Here is a 21191-nt window from a genome sequence, read left to right on the forward strand (position 1 = left end):
TCAGAGAGCAGCAACGGTTCCGGCTTCGGGTTCTGACAAGGAACTGGCGCACCAGCAACAGAAGTTACACAGCAACTAACGATCAACTGCTGGCGCAGAACGCTAGCGTGCTGTAGGCCCGGTTCGCCAAGCGTGCGGCACGACCCGAACTCCCATCGGCTGGAGAGCGAGCGCCGGCCGCGGTGTGATGCGCTCCGGGTGGAGGAGCTCCAGCCGGAAGCGGTGCCAGATGTCGGCGACCAAGTGGACGGTTTCCGTCATGGCGACGGCGGCGCCCACGCAGACCCGGGGGCCGAGGCCGAACGGGAAGTACGAGCCGCGGGGCATGGATGCGGCGCGGCCCTCGAGCCAGCGTTCGGGGCGGAATTCTGTCGGGTGTTCCCAGTGGCGGGGGTCACGGTGGTTGACCCATTGGCTCACGGTGACCGTGGTGCCGGCTGGAATCACATAGCCGCTGAAATCGAGGTCTTCGATGGTGTCGCGGCTGGTCAGCCAGACGGGCGGATACAGGCGCAGCGCTTCGCGGACCACCGCGTGGGTATACGGAAGAGCCTCCAGTCGGGCCATTCCGGCCGGGGTGGAGGAAAAAGCGGCCCGGGCCTCGGCCCGTAATCGCTCGGCAGCGTCCGGGTGTTGCGCGAGCAGCACGCAGGTCCACACGACGGCGTCATTGGAAGTCTCGAAACCCGCCATGACCAATGTGGCGAGTTCATCGCGTAGTTCCTCTGCCGATGGAGCGGGATTCCCGTGCACCAGGGCATGCAGGACGGGTGCGCGCTCGGGATCGGATGCGGCGGGGGAGTCGGCGAGTGCGTAGAGGGTGCGGTCGATACGTGCCAGGGAACGCCGGATGCGTAACTTGCGTGGTGTCGGTGCCCATTCCGGCAGTCGGACGGGTGTGGTGGACAAGTCCATGATGGGTGCCACCAGGCGGGCCACTTCCGCAGTGTCCGCGTCGCTGAATTCGTCCCCGAACATCAGCTGTGTGACCAGTCGGAGGGTCACTTTCGCGATGTCGTCCTGCAGTGTGCGAGCCTGCCCCGAGCGCCAGCCGCTGAGCATCTTCGCACCCTGGACGTCGACGATCTCGGCCGCCTTGATGGACAGCGAGCGGCCGAACGCCGGTTGCATGCGGTGCCGTTTGGCATGCCAGTCGGCACCGTCGCTGTTCATCGTCGACCGGGGAAATCCTTGTCGCCGGAATCCGCGCCGGGTGTCGGCGCTGCGCTTGGAGAACTGGGCATTCCGGTCGACCAGCATCTTCTCGACGTCACCGGGATCGGTGAGCAGGACATTGTTGGCACCGAGCCGGACCACGTCCCCGTATTTCCGTGAGCACTCGGTGAGGAAGCCGAGTGGGTCGGCGAAGAAGTCATGAAGATTGCCGAGGTATTTGTCGCCGACGGGACCGGGGAGATCGGTGCGCAGAGGGGCAGCAGCCATGAACACCTCTCTGAGGTGGCCCGGGCATCGCTGCCACGGGCCACTGTCTGTGCATTCCGCTCAGCCGGTTCAGTAGTAGTAATACGGCAGGGTGAGTCGGTCCTTACGCGTGAGCCGGGCGAAGAGTGCGCCGGTCAGGATCATCTTGCGCATGGCGGTCACCATCCTCTCGATGGGCTCGCATTCAGCGTGATCACTGCATTGCGTTAAGAAAAATGTAGCCAACTGACCGTCCAGCGACAAGAGTTGGCGCTTCATGTTCGGTCAGGGTTTATTCGGAAAGCCGGAATCCGTATTCGGCGAGAGGCGGAGTGCTACCCCCGGGTCTCCAGCTCCGCGATGGTGCGCTCCAGCCAGGCGCGGTCCGCGGTGCTGGTGGCACCGGCCAGCTGGAGCATGCCGCGGCGGAAGCGGTCGGTCATGTCGCGGGCGCGCAGAGGGCGGCCGTTGTCGTAGAAGAAGCTGCCGGGTTCGTCCATGAACGCGAGGCGGCGGCGCAGGACGCGGGCCTGGTCGGCGGGGTCGGGCAGCCGGCCGAGGAAGGCGAGCAGGACGAAGAAGGAGTTGCGGTCGGTGATCTCGACGTCGGTCGGCTCGCGCAGTCGGCGCAGCAACTCGGTCCGGCCCGACTCGGTGAGGGTGAGGACCTGACGTGGAGCGGCCCGGTCGCCGGGCTCGGTGTGCCGGGTGAGGTGCCCTGCGGCCTCCAGGCGCTTGACGGCGGGGTAGAGGGCGCCGTCGCTGACGGGGCGGACGTGGCCGCTGAGTCCGGAGATGCGGGCGCGCAGCTCGTATGCGTGCAGGGGTCCCTCGTCGAGGAATCCGAGGATGCAGAGCGTGAGCACCGGGCCTCCGGGGTCGTCGGGTTGTTCGTGGCTGTCCAGGGTAGCCGCGCAAAAAGCACTAGCTCTAATCGAGATACCTCGATTAGAGTCATCGTCATGACAACGACCACCACGCAGTACTTCCGCACCCCCGACGGCGTCTGCCTCGCCTACCTCGACCTCGGCGGCACCGGCCACCCCGTCCTCGCGCTGCACGGCGCCTACGGACGCGGGCGGGCCATGCTCGCGCTGGCGGACCATCTCGGCCCCGAGTACCGGCTGATCGCGCTCGACCAGCGAGGACATGGCCTCTCCGACCACCCCGACGACTACAGCCGGGACGGTTACATCGCCGACGCGGCCGCGCTCGTCGAGCACCTCGGGCTCGGTCCGGTCGCGGTCGTCGGGCACTCGCTCGGTGGCGTCACCGGATATCAACTCGCCGCGCGACGGCCCGAACTGGTGTCGGCCGTGGCCGTGCTGGACTTTCCGGCGGCGTACCTGGCCCCGATCGGCGACGACCTGCTGCGCGCCCTGCCGGCGCACTTCCCGAGCCTGCGGGCGATGCAGGACGCCCTCGCGTTCGTGGACGAACCCCGGCACTTCACCGAGAGCGCGGTGGAGGACCCCGAGGGCTGGCGCTTCCTGTGGCGGGCCGACGAGGTGCACGCGACCAAGGTCGCAATCCGGGGCGACTGGTGGGGCGACTTCACTTCCGTGAAGCAGCCGATGATGGTGGTACGGGGTGGGCGCAGCCCGCTTGTCCCGCCCGAGCACGCGGAGGAGATGGTCCGCCGTCGGCCCGGCACGGAGGTGGTGACGATCGACGGGCACCACGACTTCTACATCACGCACACGCCGGAACTGGCGGCGATCGTGCGGAAATTCCTCGGATCGGCGGGGTAGGCGTCATCCGTGGTCGCCTTGCGCCCTTGTGCGCGCCCGCGCGCGGGTGGGACGTTTGCACAGGGGTGATCGCCATGGTCTTCGTCGACGAGAACAACATCACCGAACTGGCGGAGCAGCGCTGGGCCACCGCCCGGCCCCCGCGCCTGGCCGAGATCATGACCGCTCTGGTGCGGTACCTGCATGACTTCGCTCGTGAAGTACGGCTCACCGAGGACGAGTTGAAGGAGGCGATGGACTGGCTGGCGGCTGCCGGGCATGTCTGTGACGACAAGCGCCAGGAATTCGTTCTCGCCTCCGATGTCCTGGGGCTGAGCATGCTCGTCGTCCAGATGGACAACCGGCTTCGGGACGGTGCCACCCCGGCGAACCTCGAGGGCCCCTTCCATATCGACGGTTCGCCCACCGTTTCCTATGGCCACGACATGTCCGACGGCATTCCCGGCCGGCCGCTGTTCATCACCGGCACCGTCACCGACATCGACGGCAAGCCGGTTCCCCGCGCGGTTCTGGACGTGTGGCACGCCGATGCCGACGGGAAGTACGAGGCACAGGTCGCGGAGGCGGACGAGGCGCGGTTGCGGGCGAGGTACCGGAGCCGCGAGGACGGTACGTACTGCATCCGCACCATCGTTCCGCGTGCGTACTCCGTCCCCGTGGACGGGCCTGTCGGCGAGCTTGTCGGCAGGACTGCCATCAGCCCCTACCGCGCGACCCACGTTCACCTGCTCATCGACGAGCCGGGCTACGAGAAGCTGATCACCCAGCTCTACCAGGAAGGCTCGGAATTCCTGGAATCCGACGTGGTCTTCAGCGTCAAGGACGAGCTGATCACCCCGTTCGTCCGGCATGAGGCCGGTCCCACGCCGGACGGTGGCAGGATTGACGAGCCCTACTGGCAGGCGACGTACGACATTGTGCTGCAGCCCCGGTGATCGGTCACTTGTGACCAGAGCCGGTCGCTGCCGCCTTCCACCACGCGTCGCCCGATCCTCCGGAACCAGGCGTGTTCGCTGCCGTCCTCGTCGCGCCAGGACCACATGCGGGTGGTGGCCAGGCGGAGCGGGCTGAGTTCGGTGAAACCGATCGCGCCGTGCAACTGGTGGGCGATGCGGGCGATCTCGGCGACCGAGGCGGAAGCCTGCGCGGCGGCGATCCAGGCGGCGAACTCGGCGGTGCCGGGATCGGCCAGGGCGGCGCCCGCCGCGTCGACGGCCGCCGCGACCAGGGCCGCCTCCTCGATCAGCCTGGCCTCCTCCTGCTTGACCGCCTGGAAGTGGCTCAGGGGACGGCCGAATTGCACGCGGGATGTCGTATGGGCGACCGTCAGCTCCACGCAGCGGCGCGCCGCGCCGGCGATCAGGGCGGCCCGTGCCAGGCCGGAGCGCCACTCCGCCTCCCGGAGCAGTGCGGCCGGGACCCTGCGGACCCGCTCGGCGGGGACGGCGACGTCGACGAGGACGAGTTCGTCCCGGGGCTCGCCCGCCAGGTTCGTGCCCTCGACGCGCAGGAAATCGGTGGTCTCGAGGAGCAGGAGCATCGGTCCGCCGGACGGGCCCTCGGTCAGGACGACCACGGCGTCGGCGGCCCCGGCCCACGGCACCCGGCTCAGAGTCCCGCTGACGCGCAGGGCGTCATCGGTGCCGCGCGCACCCGGGGGGCCGACCCTGTTGCCCGTGTCTATGTGCGCGAACCGTACGTCGAGCGGGCCGGACGCCACCGTGAGCAGCCCGTCCGGGACGGTGAGCCCGGCCGCGGCCAGCAGTGGGCGAGCGACGAGCAGCGTCTCGGCGAGCGGAGCCGCGGTGCCGTGATAGCCGGCCTCGCCTGCTAGGGCCACCAGGGTGGCCGGGGCGGTGTCGAGCGGCGGCAGGGTGCAGGGGAATTCGGTGTTCACGAGGACAGCTCCAGGCCACGAGTGATGATTCCGCGAAGGATTTCGTTGGTGCCGCCGCGCAGCGTGTACCCCGGCGAGTGCAGGATCGCGGTGGCGAGCAATTCGGGGAAGGTGCCGCGAGTGGCGTCGAAACGGGCGGCGACGGGCAGGATCTCCCGGACTTCGCCCACGAGTTCGCCCTCGAAGCGCGTCCCCAGGTCCTTGACCAGCGCGGCCTGCACATCGGCCGGGCGGCCCGCCTCCAGGGCGGCGGCCACGCCCAGCGACAGCTGCCGGATCGAGGACAGCCGCGCGATGAGACGGCCCACGCGAGCGTGCTGCTCCGGGCTGCACGCTGTTCGCTGCAACTGCCCGACGAGGGCGGTCAGGAGCGGCAGTGTGGACAGGAAGCGCTCCGGTCCGCTGCGTTCCAGGCCCAGTTCCCCGGTGACCTGCTTCCAGCCGTCACCGGGGCGGCCGAGCAGAGCGTCGTCGGTGAGCTCGACGCCTTCCATGTGGAAGTAGTTGAAGGTGTGCTCACCGTTGAGCAGGCGGATCGGCTCGACCCGGACGCGTGGAGCGCGCAGGTCGACGATGAACTGGCTCAGCCCGGCGTGCCGGTCCTCGGACTCCTCGGTGCGGGCGAGCACGATCGCGTAGTCGTTGACGTGTGCGCCGCCCGTCCACATCTTGGTGCCGGTCAGCAGCCAGCCGTTGGCGGTCCGCTCGGCCCGGGTCCGCACCGAGGCCAGGTCGGAGCCGCTGTTCTGCTCGCTCATCCCGATCGAGAAGAAGCACTTGCCTGCCGCGATCCTCGGCAGGTAGAAGCGTCGTTGCTCTTCGGTGCCGTGGCGCAGGATGGACGGACCGGCCTGCCTGTCGGCAACCCAGTGGGCCGAGACCGGGGCACCGGCCGCCAGCAGTTCCTCGATGACGACATAGCGTTCGAGATTGCCGCGACCGCTGCCGCCGTACTCCTGCGGCAGGGCCATGCCGACCCAGCCGCGCTCGGCGAGGCGGCGGGTGAACGCGGGATCCCAGCCGGTGAACCAGGAGTCGGGCCGGCCCAGGACGGTGCCGGCGGCGCGCTCCGCGTCGAGGAAGTCGCGCACCTCCTGCCGCAACGCCCGTGTCTCGGGCGGCAGTTGCACAGCCCCGGTGCTCAGGGTGGAGAGGGTCATTCCGGTACTCCTCGCAGGTAGTGGCGCTCAGGCGCCGGTGAAGTGCGGGTGGCGGTGCTCGCGGCGGGCCCGGACGCCCTCGCGGAAGTCGTCCGTGGTGGTCGTCACCGGCTGGGCGAGCGCCTCCCAGGTCAGCGCCTGCTCGACGGTGAGCGGGCCCTGGGCCAGGGCGCTCTTGGTCAGCCGGACCGCCAGCGGGGCCGCGGCGGCTGTCTCGTCGGCTACGTCGAGCGCGGTACGGAGCACTTCGTCCGCGGGCACGGCCTCGTGCACCATGCCCATGGCGGCGGCTTGTGTGCCGCTGACCAGCCGCCCGGTCAGCAGGAGTTCACGTGCGCGCGGCAGGCCGACGGCCTCGGCGAGCAGTGCGGTGGTGGCCATGCCCGGGTGCAGGCCGAGCCGGACGAACGGTGCGCCGAGCCTCGCCTCCTCGGCGGCGTAGCGCAGGTCGCAGGCCAGGGCGAGGGCCAGCCCGGCACCCACCGCATGCCCGTTGACGGCAGCGATGGTCGGGACGGGCAGGTCACGGACGGCCAGCCAGGTCCGGTAGAAGTCCGACAGACGGTCCCGGGCGTCGGAGAGGCCCTCGTTGTGCCGGTCGGCGAGGTCCCCGAGGTCGGCCCCCGAGCAGAACGCGGGGCCGGTGCCGGTGACCACGACGGCGCGCAGGCCGGGAGCCTCGCGCAGGGACCGCATGGTGTGCTGCCACTGCTCGGTCAGGCGCCTGGTCATCGGATTGCGCTTGCCGGGGTTGTCGAAGGTGAGCACGGTGACGCCGTTCGGCCGGTGCTCGACGCGCAGCGGGTCCTGTTCGCTCATGAGGTCCTCGATTCCGGGGTGTTGGGGCTCACGTATGGGGGGTTCACGTATCGGGGGTTCACGTGGACGGGCGGTAGTCGATCTCGGCGAACACTTCCTCGGTGTGCTCGCCGATCCGCGGGCAGTGCCGGTGCAGGCCGGCCGGGGTGGCCCAGAAGCGCACGGGCTGGCCGATGAGGTGGTAGCTGCCCTCGGTGGGGTGCTCGGCCGTCCGCAACAGGCCGCCTTCGGCGGCGTAGTCGCCGGCGGCGGCCTCCTCGAGGCTCAGCACCGGCGCCGCGGGGATGCTGGCCGCGTCGCAGAACTCCTGCCACTCGGCGTTCGTGTGCTTGGAAGTGAACTCGCCTGCCAGTACGTAGAGTTCGTCGGCGTTGCGGGCACGGTCGACGAGCGAGCCGAAGCGCGGATCGTCGGCCAGCTCCGGGTGGCCGACGAACGCGAAGAAATCACGCCAGTTACGGTCGCTGTAGGGCAGGATGCACATCCAGCCGTCCGCCGTGCGCGAGGCCTTGCGATGGGAACTGAGCGCCCGCGAGTAACCCATCGGGCCCTCCGGCGGGTCGAAGGTCGCCGCCGCCAGATGCTCGACCAGATTGAAGGCCAGCATCGTGTCGGCCATCGGGACCTCGACATGCTGCCCCTGGCCGGTGCGGTCACGGTGATGGAGCGCGGCGAGCACCGACTGCACGATCACCAGGCCGCATATCTTGTCCGCCAGCACGGTGGGGACGAAGTGCGGGACACCGCTGACCTGTTCGTTCAGCCACACCAGGCCGGAGGCCGCCTGCACGATGTCGTCGTAGGCGGCGCGCCCGCCGAGCCCGGAGTCGCTGCGGAAGCCCTGGGCGTTCAGGTAGACCAGGCCGGAGTTGACGGCCGCCACGTCCTCGTAGCCCAGGCCGAGCCGTTCGAGGGCCTGCGGACGGACGTTGGTGATGAACACGTCCGCAGTCTCGATCAGGGCGAGCAGCGCGTCGCGACCGCCCGGAGCCTTCAGATCGATCGCGACGCTGCGCTTGTTGCGGTTGAGGTTGAGCGTCAGCGCGCCCATCCCGGGGCTGCGCGTCGGCGTGTACTGGCGGGTCATGTCGCCCGCCGGCGGCTCGACCTTGATCACGTCCGCCCCGAGGTCCCCGAGCTGCTGTGCCGCGTAAGGGGCCATGATCACGCTGGCCAGTTCGACCACCCGCACGCCGTTCAACGGCCCTGTGCCGCCGGTCTCTTGCTGTACTGCCGTCATCGCACGCCTCCGATCGTCCTTGCGTTGACAGACAGTCAATCCCCGGCCAGTTCATACCGTCCAATACTTCTTTCCGCTCTCCCTCATAGGCTTCGCCATATGGAACTGACCCAGCGCATCCTCGAACAGTTCGTCGTGCTGGCCGAAGAACAGCACTTCGGCCGCGCCGCGGAACGGCTCTCCATGAGGCAGCCGCCGCTCAGCCAGGCGATCCAACGGCTCGAACGCGGCCTCGGAGTCGTCCTGTTCGAGCGCACCCCGCGCGGCGCACGGCTCACCCCGGCAGGCCGCGCGTTCACCGAGGACGCCCGGCGGCTGCTCGAAGCACAGGCCGCCGCCATCGACCGGGCCCGGCGCATCGCGAGCGGTCTCGAGGGCGAGCTCCGGCTCGGGTTCGTCAGCAGCCTCGGCTACGACTTCCTGCCACGCCTGCTGCGCCATACCCACGCGGAACTGCCCGGCCTGCGGCTGCATCTGAACCAGCACCCTTCCGGGGAGCTGATCGACATGCTCCGTTCCGGGACGCTCGACCTCGCACTGGTCCGTCTCCCGGTCACCGGCACGGAACGCATGACCGTCCGGCGCATCGGCGTGGAACGCCTGGTCGTGGTCCTCCCCGAACACCACGCGCTCGCCGCCGAGCCGTCCCTCGGCCTGCGTGAGCTCGCCGGGCAGGAGTTCGCGCTCCCCGAGCCCGGCACCCTGCGCGGCCTCTCCGAACAGGTCGCGCTGGTCTGCGCCCAGGCCGGATTCGCGCCCCGATCACTTGGCCGGGCGGCCGACTTGCCGGGTCTGCTCAGCTATGTCGCCGCCGGCCTCTGCCTGACGCTCGCCCCCGAGCAGGTGCGCTCACTGGGGATTCCCGGTGTCGTCTTCCGCCCTCTGCGCGATGAGTCTCCCTACCTGGAGACCGCGATAGCGGCCGTTCACCGCTCGGACGGACCCGATGCCGCCGTACAGCAGGTTCTGAGGACGTGCGAGAGGATCGCGGACGTGCCGTAAGGGAGTTCGCCGGAGGTCAGCCGCCGGCTCTGAGGGCGTCCAGGTGCTGTCGCAGTACCTGCCGGAGCAGCTCGGGCGGATAGCGGTCCGGCAGCAGCGTCGCCTGGAGATTGAGTCCGTCGAGGAGGGCGGCCAGCCGCGTGCTTTCCAGTTCGACGTCCATGCTGTCCGGCAGCCCGCCTGCGCACTGGGCTTCGTGCAGCACGCGCGTCATCAGGGTGTGCAGGCCGGCTTGCATTTCGGCGGCGCAGGGCCGCAGTTCGGGGCGGGTCTGCGCCGCGGCGGCGAAGGCGAGCCAGAGCGCGGATTCCTGGCGGCGGGCCTCGTCCAGGGGGAGGAACTCGGCCAGGAGCTCTTCCGCTCCGGCCCGGCGGTCGATGCCGCCGTCGGGAGCCAGGAGCCGCTCGGCGTGGGCGCGGATCCGGTCGCCGATGCGCCGGCTCAGCTCCCTCATCGTGAAGGTCATCAACTCGTCGGTGTCGGCGAAGTAGTGACGGACCGAGCCGATGGCGAGTCCGGCTTCGTCGGCGACATTGCGCAGCGACGCATGCTCCAGCCCCTGCCGGGCGGCGACGGACAGGACGGCCTGTGCCACCGCCCTGCGGCGGGCCACGGGATCAACGATCTTTGGCACCTTGTCTTTATAGCACGGTCGAGCTAGCGTGTTTTAGCGCAAGCGTGCTACAAAGAATGGGCGGTATCCACATGAATCCCTGGCTGCTCGCCGCGATCATCGCGGCGGTCGTGATCGTGGTCGTGATCAAACGGATGGCCGGTGAACCGGTCAACACGAAGGAACTCTTCATCACCCCGGCGATCCTGATCGGGATCGGCGTCCTGTCCCTCGTCAAGAAGACGGATCTGACCGGCACCGACCTCGCCTGGGTCATCGTGAGCACCGTCTTCAGCGCGGCACTCGGCGCGCTCCGCGGCGCCACCGTTCAACTCGTCGACAGGGGAGGTGTTCTGTGGCAGCGATACTCCGGCCGCACCTTCCTCACCCTGATCGGCACCCTGGTGGCCACGGTCGGCTTCAATGTCCTGGCGGTGGCGATGGGCATGCACGAGAGTGCACGCCCCCTCCAGCTCTCCATCGGCGCGAGCTTCCTCGGTGAGTCCCTCATGGTCGGCCGGCGCGGCCTGACTTCGGGGATCCCCTTCGCCCCGGCACGTACTCGCTGATCAGGCTGTGCTGGATCAGGATTTGACCGCGGCCTTGTCCAGTTCCCAGCCGAGGAAGGCGTACAGCACGATCAGGGCACCCCCGCCGGTGATCGCCCAGTCGGCGAGGTTCATCACGCTGAAGCCGCGGACGGAGATGAAGTCGACCACCGCACCCCGCAGGTTGCCGGGCGAGCGGAACAGACGGTCCGTCAGATTGCCGAGCGAGCCGCCCAGCAGCAGGCCCAGGGCGATCGCCCACGGGACGCTGTAGAGCTTGCGCGCCAGACGGACGATCGCCAGGGAGACGGCCACGGCGATGACCGTGAACACGATGGTCATCGCCCCGCCCATGCCGAACGCCGCGCCGGGGTTGCGCATCACCCGCAGCTCCAGCCAGTTGCCGATCACCTCGACGGGGGCGCGATGCTCCAGCTCCGAGACCACGGCCAGCTTGCTGCACAGGTCGACCGCGTAGGCGGTGACTGCCACTGCCAGAAGCAGAAGGATCCGCCGCCGTTCGCCGTGTCCGCCCTCGGCCCGCCCCGTATCCGTCACGCTCGGTCCCCTCGAAGTCCGTTGATCTCCCTTCACCCTACGGAACGAGCCAGGAGGCGAAGTACGCGGCGGTCGGGGTGCCGAGGCCGGTGACGTCGTCGTAGCCGGGGGTCGCGGACAGGGACTGGTCGAGGCCGAAGGTCGCCAGGTAGGGCCGGGTGGGGCTGCCGGGGGCCGGGACCTGGGCCGTGGTGGGCCCGGCGGAAGTGAGACGGACGCCCGGACCGAGCGGGTGGTCGGTGACGTCGTGGTAGGCCCCGGTGGCGTGGCGGGCGTAGAGGGCTGGATTGGCGAAGCCGATGGGGTCGCCTCCGGCGGCCTGCTCCGCGTCGGCCTGCATGCCGGCGATCTCCGGCCCGGAGGAACTGTTCCCGCCGAACGCGAACTCGTGGTACCCGGTGGGCATTCCGGGCCCCTGGCCGGGCGGAATCGTCAGACCGACGCGTATGCCCGTACTGGCGTCGGCATCGGCGGCGATGTCGGGCACCACGCGCATGGGGGCCGCGGAGCCGTGCGCATGGCTCAGGGAGTGCGGCACGACGCCTTCCTGGTACGCGGGTTGGCGCAGGACGTCGCTGGGGCCGCCGCCCGATCCGCCGACGAACGCACCCGGCAGGTGCGACCAGCTCTTGCGGTCGGGGGCGAGGGGCGCCTGGTGGTTGCCCCAGCCCGTCTCCCACTCGTACCGGCCGTCCGGCCCGATGGCCAGGCTCGTACCGCCCACTCCGGTCACCCAGGGATCGCTGCTGGGGTAACTGACGGCCGGTTCGGTCGGGATGCCGGGCCCGCAGGTGCCGTCCAGCAGACAGCCCGAGCCGTCGCCGTGGTCGGCGGCACCGGCGTAGAAGCCGATGCCTTCGACGGCGCCCTGCTGGAAGACCTGCTCGAAGACCGCGATCAGACCGGGGGACGGGCCGGGGTCGTAGTGCCGGATGGTCCAGGTGCTGACCACACTGGCCAGGTGCCGGTCGGTGACCGTGGTGAGCGCGTCCAGCTGCGGCAGCGCCTGCAGGTCGTCGTCGCAGGGGGCGCCGAGGTAGAGGACGCGGGCATCGGGGGCCATGGCGCGGACGGCCTCGACACGGGAGATCTCCTCGGAGAAGAACGGGCCGTTGGCGTCACAGGAGGCATCCAGGCCGGACGGGATGGATTCGGTGAACTGGCCGGGCCGGAGCGGCTGCCCGTGCCGTCGGCCGAAGGCGGCCACGTCCTGCGCGGCGGTCTTCATCCGCCCTTCGTCGACCACGGCCACGGTCACGCCCTTGCCGGTCAGCCGTGCGGGGATGCCGTAGGCGCTGCGCAACTGCCGCGGGGTGTAGCCGCAGACGTCGTACGGGGCGTGGTGGCCGTAGGCGGGAGGAAGGGAGGTGGCCAGGCGCTGGCCGTAGAAGTCGGAACAGGCGGGGGGAGCGGAGGCGGCCTTCGGGGCGGTGACCGGAGCCTTCACGGGTGCGCGGGCCGGGAGCCCGATCTCGGTGGGGACGACCGCCAGTACTGCTTCGGCGGACGGCCTCGGAGCGCTGAGCAGGACCCCCGGCGGAGGCGCCTGCTGCGTGAACCGGCCGGCGAGCCGGTAGCGGTGCCAGGTGGCTCCGAAAGCGTGCCGGGCCTGGGCGGCGGTGCCGTGTACTTCGAGGTAGTGCGGGGTGGCTGTGGTCACCCGCAGTCCGGCGGCGGTCAACCACGAGCGTACGTCGGCCAGTTGGGCGGTGGACGGCCCGAAGCGCTTCTGGACCTGAGCAGGAGCCAGGTAGTGGTGGAACAAGCGGTTGTGCGGTGTCGAGACCGCCGTGGCGTAGCGGGCCAGCCCGTGCGGGTCCCGGCCGGAGAGATAGACGCGGGCGGCGGCGGGCGCACCCGGCGGTGCGGGGCCGAGGTCCTCGGACTCGGTGCCGCCGCTGACCGACTTGGGCAGGGTCCAGGCGGGTACGTACGGCGGCAGCGCTTGCGGCGGGGTGCGCACGGCGGCCGGAGCGACCACCGAGGCCAACAGGGTCGAGGCGACGGCCAGTACGCGGATCATCCGTAACATGCCTTCAAAGGTGCCGAAGGCAGGGCGCGATGCCGTCGGACCGGAGTATCGAGTTGACCGTCATACCGTGGTGCCACACGATCGGATCCCATGACCGACGACACGTTCCTCGACCACGTCGCCGACCGGCTCGCCGCGCTGCCCGCCGTGCGGGCCGTCACCCTCGGCGGCTCGCGGGCCCAGGGCACCCACACCCCGGACAGCGACTGGGACCTGGCCGTGTACTACCGGGGCGGCTTCGACCCGGCGGACCTGCGGGCCGTCGGCTGGGACGGCGAGGTCTCCGAAGTCGGCGCCTGGGGCGGGGGCGTCTTCAACGGGGGAGCGTGGCTCACGGTCGACGGCCGGCACGTCGACGTCCACTACCGCGATCTCGACGCCGTCGAGCACGAGCTGGCCGAGGCCCGGCAGGGGCGCTTCCGGTGGGAGCCGCTGATGTTCCACCTCGCGGGTATTCCCAGTTACCTGGTGGTCGCCGAACTCGCCGTCAACCGGGTGCTGCGCGGCACGCTCCCGTGCCCGGAGTATCCGGAGGCGCTGCGGCGCGAGGCCCGGCAGATGTGGCGGGGCCGGGCGGGGCTGACGCTCCAGTACGCCAGGGGCGCGTACGTCCGGCGGGGTCAGGTCACCGAAGTCGCGGGCGCGTTGGCCACTGCCGCCATGGAGACGGCGCATGCGGTGCTGGCGGCGCGCGGTGAGTGGGTCACCAACGAGAAGCGGCTGCTGCGGAGCGCGGGGCTGCGCGGCATCGACGCGATCACGGCCGGACTGCGGCCGGAGCCCGAAGCCCTCGAGCGGGCCCTCGCCGAGGCGGAGAAGCTGTTCGCGGCCGCCGTCTGAGCTGCAGTCCGTCAGGGCGTCCCTCAACTTCGGCGTCTACGGCGCCGACGGTGCGCAGGCGGCCTACGCACGCGTCGTCACCGATCTGGCGACCTTCGCCTGGCTCTGCGACGTGTACGTCGCTCCTGCGCACCGGGGCAAGGGACTTGGCACCTGGCCGGCCTCCGCGGTCCGTGACCATCTGGCCCCGTACAAGCTCAAGCGGGTGCTGCTGTCCACTCTCGATGCCCATGAGGTCTATGCGAAGGCGGGCTTCGTTCCCTTCCCCGACCCCGAGAAGCTCATGGTTCTCAAGGGCTGATGCTGTCGGATCAGTTCGCGAGGTGGAAGCCGGCGCCGACGCCGCCGTTGGTGTTCATCTCGTCGATGATGCTGAGGATCGGCGAACTGTGCTGGACGCCCCAGGCGTTGCCGACCAGCGTCTGACCGCTGACCACGGGGGAGCCGGAGTCGCCGCCGTCGGTCCAGACGAGGTGGGTGAACCAGATGTCGTGGGTGCCCAGCTTGATGCCGCAGGTGAGGCCGGTCCGGTGGCCCTGCTTGCACATGCGGGTGCCGTTGGGGGGCGGGGCGCCGATCGAGTTGATGGTCACCCCGCCCACGGTGTTGGTGGGGGCGACTCTCGACTCGTCCAGCTTGATGACCGCGAAGTCCAGGCCCTCGGGTCCGCCGCCGAGCAGGTTGTTGGGCGTGCTGACGTACGTCACCGTGCCGATGACGCCCGTCTGCACATCGGGGCGGGTGGCGTTGACGGGGGCCGGGGAGAACGCGGTCCCCGCGGGGGAGGCGTCCCGGTAGACCTTCTCGCCGACCAGCTTGTTGCCCTTCTCGTCGATGAAGCAGTGGGCATTGGTCAGGCCGACCAGGTTGCCGGCGTTGTCGCGGCCGACGGCGGTGAGCGTGCAGATGTGGAGGTACTGGGGGTTCTCCGGGGTCCCGGTGATCCGGAAGACGATCCCGGTGCCGCCTCCGACGGGCGTGAGCGTCGTCTGGGCGTTCGCGGCAGGGGCCGCGGTGAGGGACATCCCTGCCGCGAGAACGGCGAGACCGAGGGCACGTAACGCGCGAAGCATGCGATCACTTCCTGTCAGAGGACCGGCACTTACGCCACATAGAAGAACACGAGCCTATTCCCGCCACCAGGTGATCTGTGTCACTGGCGCCCTTCGGCCGGAGTCGTATCGGGAACGTGGCATACCAGTTGGCGAACGCCTCTCGCGCGCGGCCGTCGGCGATGCCAGGCTGACGCCGTGTCAGTCAGCTACCGGGAGATCGCAGTACGCACGCTCGAGGCCGTGGACCCCGAGGCCGGCTGGGTGGTGAAGAACGGCGAGTTCTGGTGCATGGTCACCCCGCCGTGCCATGTGCGGCGGACACAGGGCTGGAAGCTGCACGTGTCGGCGACACCCGCCTCCTCCGCGCTCGTACTGGAACGGGCGGCACGGGTGCTGGTGGTGCACCGGTGCGCATTCAAGTTCGCCGTCTCGCCGCGGTTCGTCACCGAGCTCAGCTCCATGCGGGCAAACCGGGCGCAGTCGGGTAAATTCCTCACGGTGTATCCGTCGGATGACGATCAACTGCGTGCCATAGCCGAGGAGTTGCACCGCGTCACGCTCGGGCTCGCGGGTCCTGCGATCCTGTCGGACCGCCGGTACCGGCCCGGCAGCCTGGTCCACTACCGCTACGGCGGTTTCTCCCGGCCGCGGGAGCTCAACGACGAGGGCTTCTACGAAGGGCGGCTCGAGGCCCCCGACGGCAGCCTGGTCCCCGACGAGCGCAACCCCTGGTTCTCCCCGCCCTCTTGGGCCGAGCCGCCGTTCGCCGGCCCGGAGCCCGTCCGGCCCGGGCGCCGACGGGGCGATCCGGTACTGCTCGCGGACCGCTATACGGTCCGGGAGGCGATCCGCCACTCCAACCGCGGCGGCGTCTACCGCGCCCACGACCGGCACACCGGCGAGGACGTGCTGCTCAAGGAGGCCCGGCCGCACGTCGGTTCGGGAACCGACGGCAAGGACGCCCGCGACCGGCTGCGCCACGAGGCCCGCATGCTGGAGCATCTCGCGCCGTACGGTGTTACCCCGGCCGTCCGTGAGGTCTTCACATCCGGCGGGCACGTCTTCCTCGCCGAGGACCTGATCGACGGCACGAGCCTCCAGCAGTGGGCGGCGGACCGAGCGGACCGCATGCCGGTTCCGCTGGTGAGACGGCTCGCACGCCAACTCGCCGGCATCATCGGCACGGTGCACGCCGCCGGGCTCGTCCTGCGCGACTTCAAACCGGGCAACATCGTGATGACGCCCGACGGCACACCCGTGCTCGTCGACCTCGAGTGCGCGCTCGCCCCCGGCACCACGGCGCAGGTCATGGGCACACCCGGGTTCACCGCACCCGAGTACCTCGAAGGAGCCGACCGTGACGCTCCGGCCCCGGGACCCGAGGCCGACTGCTACAGCCTCGGCGCCACACTGCTGTTCGTCGCCACCGGCATCAATCCCGTACTCGCCGCCGACACCCCGCCCGCCCGCACCGCCGGGGAACGGCTCGCGGCGATCGTCGACGCCGCGGGACCGTCCCATCCCGCGCTGCGCGCCCTCGCCCCGCTCGTCTCCGGCCTCCTGGCGGACGCGGAAGCCCGCTGGCCGCTGGCGAAAGCGGTGTCCTTCCTGGAATCGGAGTCCCCGCACCTGGAGTCGGAGTCCCCGCAACCCGCGTCCGCCGGGAGGCACTTGCCGCGTCATGACCTCGACGCGCTCGTGTCCGACGGCCTGGCCCACCTCGCGGCCACCGCCGAGCCACAGGGCGAATACCTGTGGCCCCGGCCACGGGCGCTCCCGTACCCGGACCCCTGCAACGTCCAGCTGGGCGCGGCCGGGGTGCTGGCCGTGCTCGACCGGGCCGTCCGCTGCGGAAGGGACGGCACCGAGCCGCTGCTGCGGACTGCCGCCCGGTGGCTGGACGAGCGGCTGACCCTGCCGGGCCGGATCCTTCCCGGCCTGTACTTCGGCCGTTCCGGCGCGGCATGGGCCCTGCACGGCGCGGCACGCACGCTCGGCGACCGTGCCCTCGAGGACCGGGCCCGCACGTATGCCCTGCGCATCCCGCTCGACTGGCACAATCCCGACATCTGCCATGGCCTCGCCGGGGCAGGACTTGCCCAGCTCCACTTCTGGCACGCGACCGGCGACCAGCGGTTCGCGGAGCGGGCGGCGGAGTGCGCGGACCGGCTGGTGCGCCTGACCGCCGGGGCGAAGGCCGGCGTGCACTGGCCCGTGGACCCCGCCCACCGCTCCGAGCTCGCGGGATCCGCGCTGTACGGCTTCGGGCACGGCGTCGCCGGGAACGCCGCCTTCCTCCTCGCCGCGGGCCGTGACCTGGACCGCCCGGAGCTGACCGGCATCGCGGTCGGAGGCGGGCACGCCCTGTGCGCGGTCGCCGAGCGGCGGGGCCGTGGTGCGCACTGGCCCAAGGGGCCGGGCCGCACCGAGCGCACCGGCCTGGACTTCTGGTGCAACGGCACCTCGGGTGTCGGCACCTTCCTGGTCCGGCTGTGGCAGACGACGGGGGACGCACGGTTCCGCGAGTACGCCGAACGGGCCGGGCACACGGTTCACGCGAACCGCTGGCGGCTCGGCCCCAGCGCCTGCCACGGCGTCACCGGCAGCGGCGAGCTTCTGCTCGACCTGGCCGCGGCGACCGGTGACGAGCGGTACCGCGCATGGGCGTCCGACGTCGCGACCTGCCTGTCGGTACGGGCAGCCCGGCGGGACGGCCGGTTCGTGATCCCTGACGACACCCTGCGCGACACCTGTGCGAGCTACAACGTCGGCTTCGCCGGGGCGCTGGACTTCCTCCTGCGCCTTCAACACGGCGGCAGCCGATCCTGGTTGGTCGATCCCTGCTGAAGGAGGAACACGACATGGACACCGAGGTCCTGGAACTGCAGGAGCTTCCCCAGACGGACGCGGACCTGCTGGAACCGGCGATGTGCTGCGACACCGGAGCCACCACCGACATCTGTTCGGACAACTGCCCCACGGCGAACTGCCTGGCGTAGTGGTCCGGGGTCCGTCGGTCACCCTGCGCGGACGCACCCGGCGGGGCGTCCGCACACCACTCGCCTGTTCGGCCCTCCGTGCGTGCGCCCCCGGGCGGTTCGGTGCCTGATGGAATCATGTCGGCGCAACGGTTCCTGCGGGTCATCGACCAGCCCGGGGCGGGCCTCGGCCTGATCACCGAGGTTCATGTCCGGGGAGGTGACGTGGTGGCCCGGATCCACGGGCACGTGTACCGAAGCCGCCCCACCCGTATGTCCGTCCAGGTCGGCGTCGGCCGGCACATCGACCACCTGCAGGACCTGGCCTACCTCAACCACTCGTGCGACCCGAACGTCCACGTGGACGTCGAGGCGCTCTCGGTCGTCGCCCTCCGGGACCTGGCGGCCGGAGAACCGCTGACCTTCTTCTATCCGTCCACCGAGTGGGAGATGGAATCCCCCTTCACCTGCGCCTGTGCCGGTGAAGGGTGCCTGCGCCGCATCGAGGGTGCCCGCACGGTGCCCACGGCCGTGCTCGCCCGGTACCGCCTCAACGCGCACATCCAGGACCTGGTCGCCGCCCGGGACGCGGCCGCGGCGCCGCCGTGAGCGGCAGCCGCAGCAGCAGACCCCGGCAGCGGCAGGGCCCGCCGCACCGGGGGCAACTCCGGCCGTTGTGCGTCCAGTAGCCGTCCAGGACGGTGACCGGCTGCCAGCCGGAAGCCGTGAGGGTGCCTTCGCTGCGGTCCGGCCCCTCGTGCAGCCAGGAGATCACGTAGGCCTCGGCACAGCGTTCGCGCAGCCACTCCGTGCAGCGGGCGGTGAGGGCGCTGCCCACGCCGTGCCCGCGCAGCGGAGCGGCCACGGCCAGCGACTCCAGCAGGCCCGTCCGCCGGCCCCCTGCGGGCGGCGGGGCGGCGGGCAGGGTGCCGGGCGGCATCGGGGCGGTGAACCGGGCGTACCCCTCGTCGTCCAGGACGCGGGCGGTCGCCGCCCCCACCACCGCGCGCGGCCGCTGTGCGGACGCGGCGAGGAACAGCAGCGTCCCGCCACGGAGCCCGGCACGCGCCCGGCCGACGGTGAGCGTGCCCCGTCCGAGAACGTCCTCGAGCAGTCCGACGGCTTCCGGCAGGACCTGACGGTCGTGCGGACCGAGTGCGGTGAGCGTCCAGCCGGTCATGTTGGTCATGTCGGTCATGGGGAGAATCTCACCGCGGGGAGCGCGTGTTCGCCTGAGGGGCACGGGAGTTCGTAACTTCTTCACCCGTTGGGGAACTGATTTCCCGTCCTGCGGGCTCGGATGCGATCATGCGGTCGCCCAAACCCGACAAGCGAGGAATCCTGGAGACCCAATGGAGCGAAGTGGGGGCAGCGCAGCCGGCCGCCGGTGGGCGGTGCTGACCGCGTCCGCGGTGGCCCTGGCCGCCGCACTCCCGGCCGCCGACGCCCATGCGGAGGCCGCGGCAGCCGGCCCCGCGGGAATCGGCGCCAAGGGCGCGTACCTGCTCGACAGCAGTGCCGACCGCCCGTTGTGGGGCAAGGCGGCCGACACCGGGATGCCGGTGGCGAGCACCACCAAGATCATGACGGCGGTGGTGGTCCTCGACAGCCGCGCCGACCTGAACAAGCCCGTCACCATCAAGCAGTCCTACCGCGACTATGTGGTGCGCCACGGCGCGAGCACGGCGGACCTGCGGGCCGGCGACAAGCTGACCGTACGGCAGCTGCTCTACGGGCTGATGCTGCCGTCGGGCTGCGACGCCGCGTACGCCCTCGCGGACTCCCTGGGCAGCGGCGGCAGCGAGGAGGCGCGGACGAAGTCGTTCATCACCAAGATGAACCGCAAGGCCGCCGAACTGCGGCTCGCCAACACGCACTTCGACTCGTTCGACGGCATCTCCTCCGGCGCGAACGTCTCCACCCCGCACGACCTCGCGAAGCTGTCCCGGCACGCCCTGGGCAACAGCACCTTCGACACGGTCGTGAAGGCGATGAGCACCCGGCAGAAGGCGCTGAACGTCAACCGGCAGTACACCTGGTACAACACCAACAAGCTGCTGGGCTCGTACGAAGGCGTGTTCGGGATCAAGACGGGGTCGACGAGGGCCGCCGGGCCGTGCCTGGTCTTCGCCGCGAAGCGCGGCGGACGGACGGTCATCGGGGTCGTCCTCAACGACCCCGCCAGCCGCTTCGAGGACTCCGCGAAGATGCTGGACTACGCCTACCGCACGCACACGAAGTTCACGCTGCGCAAGCTGCCCGCCGCGGCGCACGAGGACTGAGGGTCCCCGCGCCGGCGCGGGGACCCTCAGTCCTCCGCGCTGGCGCGGGGCGAAGGGAGCGGCTTGCGGGCCTTCCGTCCGACGTACTCGACCGGATGGCAGTAGTCCAGGCCGGCCAGCGGGCCGCCGGAGAAGAAACGGGTGATCAGGTCCACCATCTCCTCGGGCCGCTCGAGATGGACGACATGATCGGCTTCCTTGAACGTGGTGAACCGGGCGTCGGTGAACCGGGTGGCGGCCTCCCGGCTCAGCGCGGGCGGAGTCAGCGGATCGTGCTCGCCGGTCGCCACCAGGACCGGGATGCGGATCGGCGGACCGTCCGGAAGCACCGAAAGTCTCAGCAGACGCCGGGTGTTGTCGCGGTACTTGGTGAGGTCGTCCGCGCTCAGGTCGTGCAGGGCGCGGGTGAGACACCGGATGGCAGTGGGCCGGCGCGAGACCGACACCTGCGGAGAGTGGCACATCATGACCTCAAGTACGTTCTCCACGAACTCCGTTCGGTCGTCCTGCTCCGCGAGCCGCAGGAGATGCTCGAGCCGGGCGCGGACGTGATCGGTCAGATGCGCCATGGTGCCGATGAGCGCCAGCCGCTCGATCCGGCCGGGCGCGAACTGCGCCCAGCGGTAGGCCACTCCACTGCCGTAGGAGGTGCCCATGACATGGACGGTGGATGGTGCGACCTTGGTCAGCAACTGGTCGAGCGCCTCGGCGAGGAAGTCGAACCCGTAGCGCGCGGGCAGCCGGTCGGCACCGCCCCAGCCCGGCAGATCGACGGTGATCACACTCGCTTCGCGCAGGAAACCCTGCTCCAAACGGCCCCAGGAGGTCTGCTGTTGGAACGCTCCGCCGACCATGACCACGGGGGACATGCTGGCGTTCGGCTGGTGGACGATCCGACCGCTGTACGCGTAACCGTCAAGGGCGAGAGGAATGAACTCTTCCTGGAGTGCGGTACGCATTGTCACGATCTGTCTCCTTCGTGGTAGTTCGTCCT

22 protein-coding genes and 1 pseudogene are annotated in these 21191 nt (G+C 70.4%); 10 read left to right on the forward strand and 13 right to left on the reverse strand.

Annotated elements, in window-relative coordinates; all coding sequences use genetic code 11:
- Positions 1–102: 102 nt before the first annotated feature.
- From ACV530_RS18870 to ACV530_RS18880, 3 genes are all read right to left on the reverse strand, one after another.
- Entirely contained in the window at positions 103–1443 is a 1341-nt protein-coding gene (locus ACV530_RS18870) for a cytochrome P450 (RefSeq protein ID WP_494333689.1), read from the reverse strand.
- A 69-nt stretch (positions 1444–1512) separates the two neighbouring features.
- Positions 1513–1701, reverse strand: coding sequence for a cittilin family RiPP precursor (locus ACV530_RS18875; protein ID WP_494333690.1), 189 nt, complete (start codon positions 1699–1701; stop codon positions 1513–1515).
- A 56-nt stretch (positions 1702–1757) separates the two neighbouring features.
- On the reverse strand, positions 1758–2288 hold the full coding sequence (locus tag ACV530_RS18880) for a PadR family transcriptional regulator (protein WP_494333691.1): 531 nt from the start codon (positions 2286–2288) through the stop codon (positions 1758–1760).
- 96 nt (positions 2289–2384) lie between these two features.
- On the opposite strand from ACV530_RS18880, the gene ACV530_RS18885 reads away from it, so the two are divergent.
- Both ACV530_RS18885 and ACV530_RS18890 read left to right on the forward strand, forming a co-directional pair.
- Positions 2385–3173, forward strand: a complete 789-nt coding sequence (locus ACV530_RS18885) for an alpha/beta fold hydrolase (RefSeq protein ID WP_494333692.1) — start codon at positions 2385–2387, stop codon at positions 3171–3173.
- A gap of 74 nt (positions 3174–3247) precedes the next feature.
- Positions 3248–4108, forward strand: a complete 861-nt coding sequence (locus ACV530_RS18890; protein ID WP_494333693.1) for a dioxygenase family protein — start codon at positions 3248–3250, stop codon at positions 4106–4108.
- Here ACV530_RS18890 and ACV530_RS18895 read toward each other — a convergent pair.
- The 4 genes from ACV530_RS18895 to ACV530_RS18910 are packed head-to-tail and all read right to left on the reverse strand — an operon-like array spanning position 4066 to position 8289.
- On the reverse strand, positions 4066–5070 hold the full coding sequence (locus ACV530_RS18895) for an acyl-CoA dehydrogenase family protein (RefSeq protein WP_494333694.1): 1005 nt from the start codon (positions 5068–5070) through the stop codon (positions 4066–4068). The genes ACV530_RS18890 and ACV530_RS18895 overlap by 43 nt on opposite strands.
- Positions 5067–6230 carry an acyl-CoA dehydrogenase family protein gene (locus ACV530_RS18900; protein WP_494333695.1) on the reverse strand — a complete coding sequence of 388 codons (1164 nt, stop codon included), beginning with the start codon at positions 6228–6230 and terminating at the stop codon, positions 5067–5069. The genes ACV530_RS18895 and ACV530_RS18900 overlap by 4 nt, the downstream gene beginning before the upstream one ends.
- A gap of 27 nt (positions 6231–6257) precedes the next feature.
- A complete protein-coding gene (locus tag ACV530_RS18905) occupies positions 6258–7049 on the reverse strand; it encodes an enoyl-CoA hydratase/isomerase family protein (RefSeq protein WP_494333696.1) in 792 nt (263 codons plus the stop codon).
- A gap of 58 nt (positions 7050–7107) precedes the next feature.
- Positions 7108–8289 carry a CaiB/BaiF CoA transferase family protein gene (locus tag ACV530_RS18910; protein WP_494333697.1) on the reverse strand — a complete coding sequence of 394 codons (1182 nt, stop codon included), beginning with the start codon at positions 8287–8289 and terminating at the stop codon, positions 7108–7110.
- Between the two features lie 99 nt (positions 8290–8388).
- Between ACV530_RS18910 and ACV530_RS18915 the strand changes: the two genes are divergently transcribed.
- Complete coding sequence (locus ACV530_RS18915; protein WP_494333698.1) at positions 8389–9291, forward strand: LysR family transcriptional regulator; 903 nt, start codon at positions 8389–8391, stop codon at positions 9289–9291.
- A 16-nt stretch (positions 9292–9307) separates the two neighbouring features.
- On the opposite strand, the gene ACV530_RS18920 is transcribed toward ACV530_RS18915, so the two are convergent.
- Entirely contained in the window at positions 9308–9925 is a 618-nt protein-coding gene (locus tag ACV530_RS18920; RefSeq protein ID WP_494333699.1) for a TetR/AcrR family transcriptional regulator, read from the reverse strand.
- Between the two features lie 71 nt (positions 9926–9996).
- On the opposite strand from ACV530_RS18920, the gene ACV530_RS18925 reads away from it, so the two are divergent.
- Positions 9997–10473: a DUF1453 domain-containing protein gene (locus tag ACV530_RS18925; RefSeq protein WP_494333700.1), complete on the forward strand. Its 477-nt coding sequence runs from the start codon at positions 9997–9999 to the stop codon at positions 10471–10473.
- A gap of 15 nt (positions 10474–10488) precedes the next feature.
- Here ACV530_RS18925 and lspA read toward each other — a convergent pair whose 3' ends face one another.
- Positions 10489–11010 carry a signal peptidase II gene (gene lspA / locus ACV530_RS18930; protein ID WP_494333701.1) on the reverse strand — a complete coding sequence of 174 codons (522 nt, stop codon included), beginning with the start codon at positions 11008–11010 and terminating at the stop codon, positions 10489–10491.
- Between the two features lie 37 nt (positions 11011–11047).
- Complete coding sequence (locus tag ACV530_RS18935) at positions 11048–13042, reverse strand: S53 family peptidase (protein WP_494333702.1); 1995 nt, start codon at positions 13040–13042, stop codon at positions 11048–11050.
- 90 nt (positions 13043–13132) lie between these two features.
- Between ACV530_RS18935 and ACV530_RS18940 the strand changes: the two genes are divergently transcribed.
- Complete coding sequence (locus tag ACV530_RS18940; protein ID WP_494333703.1) at positions 13133–13882, forward strand: nucleotidyltransferase domain-containing protein; 750 nt, start codon at positions 13133–13135, stop codon at positions 13880–13882.
- 4 nt (positions 13883–13886) lie between these two features.
- Positions 13887–14183: pseudogene (locus ACV530_RS18945) on the forward strand (GNAT family N-acetyltransferase); the annotation flags it as partial.
- 10 nt (positions 14184–14193) lie between these two features.
- On the opposite strand, the gene ACV530_RS18950 reads toward ACV530_RS18945, so the two are convergent.
- Complete coding sequence (locus ACV530_RS18950; protein ID WP_494333704.1) at positions 14194–14955, reverse strand: trypsin-like peptidase domain-containing protein; 762 nt, start codon at positions 14953–14955, stop codon at positions 14194–14196.
- 177 nt (positions 14956–15132) lie between these two features.
- Between ACV530_RS18950 and lanL the strand changes: the two genes are divergently transcribed.
- The 3 genes from lanL to ACV530_RS18965 all read left to right on the forward strand — a co-directional run bounded on the left by lanL (position 15133) and on the right by ACV530_RS18965 (position 18524).
- The gene (gene lanL / locus ACV530_RS18955) at positions 15133–17784 is read left to right on the forward strand and encodes a class IV lanthionine synthetase LanL (RefSeq protein ID WP_494333705.1); all 2652 of its coding nucleotides are present in this window, start codon (positions 15133–15135) and stop codon (positions 17782–17784) included.
- A gap of 14 nt (positions 17785–17798) precedes the next feature.
- Positions 17799–17936, forward strand: a complete 138-nt coding sequence (locus ACV530_RS18960) for a hypothetical protein (protein ID WP_494333706.1) — start codon at positions 17799–17801, stop codon at positions 17934–17936.
- Between the two features lie 117 nt (positions 17937–18053).
- On the forward strand, positions 18054–18524 hold the full coding sequence (locus tag ACV530_RS18965; protein ID WP_494333707.1) for an SET domain-containing protein-lysine N-methyltransferase: 471 nt from the start codon (positions 18054–18056) through the stop codon (positions 18522–18524).
- On the opposite strand, the gene ACV530_RS18970 is transcribed toward ACV530_RS18965, so the two are convergent.
- Positions 18466–19113: a GNAT family N-acetyltransferase gene (locus tag ACV530_RS18970; protein ID WP_494333708.1), complete on the reverse strand. Its 648-nt coding sequence runs from the start codon at positions 19111–19113 to the stop codon at positions 18466–18468. The two genes, ACV530_RS18965 and ACV530_RS18970, sit on opposite strands and share 59 nt — an antisense overlap.
- Before the next feature lie 154 nt (positions 19114–19267).
- On the opposite strand from ACV530_RS18970, the gene ACV530_RS18975 reads away from it, so the two are divergent.
- Positions 19268–20197, forward strand: coding sequence for a D-alanyl-D-alanine carboxypeptidase family protein (locus ACV530_RS18975; RefSeq protein WP_494333709.1), 930 nt, complete (start codon positions 19268–19270; stop codon positions 20195–20197).
- Positions 20198–20223: 26 nt separating this feature from the next.
- On the opposite strand, the gene ACV530_RS18980 is transcribed toward ACV530_RS18975, so the two are convergent.
- Positions 20224–21156 carry an alpha/beta fold hydrolase gene (locus tag ACV530_RS18980; protein WP_494333798.1) on the reverse strand — a complete coding sequence of 311 codons (933 nt, stop codon included), beginning with the start codon at positions 21154–21156 and terminating at the stop codon, positions 20224–20226.
- Positions 21157–21191 lie beyond the last annotated feature (35 nt).

It is taken from the genome of Streptomyces sp. SX-6 (genome assembly GCF_059089585.1).

Excerpts from the sequence above, each read along its gene's own strand:
- ACV530_RS18870 (WP_494333689.1), bottom strand. The coding sequence starts at position 1,443 with ATGGCTGCTGCCCCTCTGCGCACCGATCTCCCCGGTCCCGTCGGCGAC.
- ACV530_RS18875 (WP_494333690.1), bottom strand. The coding sequence starts at position 1,701 with ATGAAGCGCCAACTCTTGTCGCTGGACGGTCAGTTGGCTACATTTTTC.
- ACV530_RS18885 (WP_494333692.1), top strand. The coding sequence starts at position 2,385 with ATGACAACGACCACCACGCAGTACTTCCGCACCCCCGACGGCGTCTGC.
- ACV530_RS18890 (WP_494333693.1), top strand. The coding sequence starts at position 3,248 with ATGGTCTTCGTCGACGAGAACAACATCACCGAACTGGCGGAGCAGCGC.
- ACV530_RS18900 (WP_494333695.1), bottom strand. The coding sequence starts at position 6,230 with ATGACCCTCTCCACCCTGAGCACCGGGGCTGTGCAACTGCCGCCCGAG.
- ACV530_RS18905 (WP_494333696.1), bottom strand. The coding sequence starts at position 7,049 with ATGAGCGAACAGGACCCGCTGCGCGTCGAGCACCGGCCGAACGGCGTC.
- ACV530_RS18910 (WP_494333697.1), bottom strand. The coding sequence starts at position 8,289 with ATGACGGCAGTACAGCAAGAGACCGGCGGCACAGGGCCGTTGAACGGC.
- ACV530_RS18915 (WP_494333698.1), top strand. The coding sequence starts at position 8,389 with ATGGAACTGACCCAGCGCATCCTCGAACAGTTCGTCGTGCTGGCCGAA.
- ACV530_RS18925 (WP_494333700.1), top strand. The coding sequence starts at position 9,997 with ATGAATCCCTGGCTGCTCGCCGCGATCATCGCGGCGGTCGTGATCGTG.
- ACV530_RS18935 (WP_494333702.1), bottom strand. The coding sequence starts at position 13,042 with ATGTTACGGATGATCCGCGTACTGGCCGTCGCCTCGACCCTGTTGGCC.
- ACV530_RS18940 (WP_494333703.1), top strand. The coding sequence starts at position 13,133 with ATGACCGACGACACGTTCCTCGACCACGTCGCCGACCGGCTCGCCGCG.
- ACV530_RS18950 (WP_494333704.1), bottom strand. The coding sequence starts at position 14,955 with ATGCTTCGCGCGTTACGTGCCCTCGGTCTCGCCGTTCTCGCGGCAGGG.
- ACV530_RS18960 (WP_494333706.1), top strand. The coding sequence starts at position 17,799 with ATGGACACCGAGGTCCTGGAACTGCAGGAGCTTCCCCAGACGGACGCG.
- ACV530_RS18965 (WP_494333707.1), top strand. The coding sequence starts at position 18,054 with ATGTCGGCGCAACGGTTCCTGCGGGTCATCGACCAGCCCGGGGCGGGC.
- ACV530_RS18970 (WP_494333708.1), bottom strand. The coding sequence starts at position 19,113 with ATGACCGACATGACCAACATGACCGGCTGGACGCTCACCGCACTCGGT.
- ACV530_RS18975 (WP_494333709.1), top strand. The coding sequence starts at position 19,268 with ATGGAGCGAAGTGGGGGCAGCGCAGCCGGCCGCCGGTGGGCGGTGCTG.
- ACV530_RS18980 (WP_494333798.1), bottom strand. The coding sequence starts at position 21,156 with ATGCGTACCGCACTCCAGGAAGAGTTCATTCCTCTCGCCCTTGACGGT.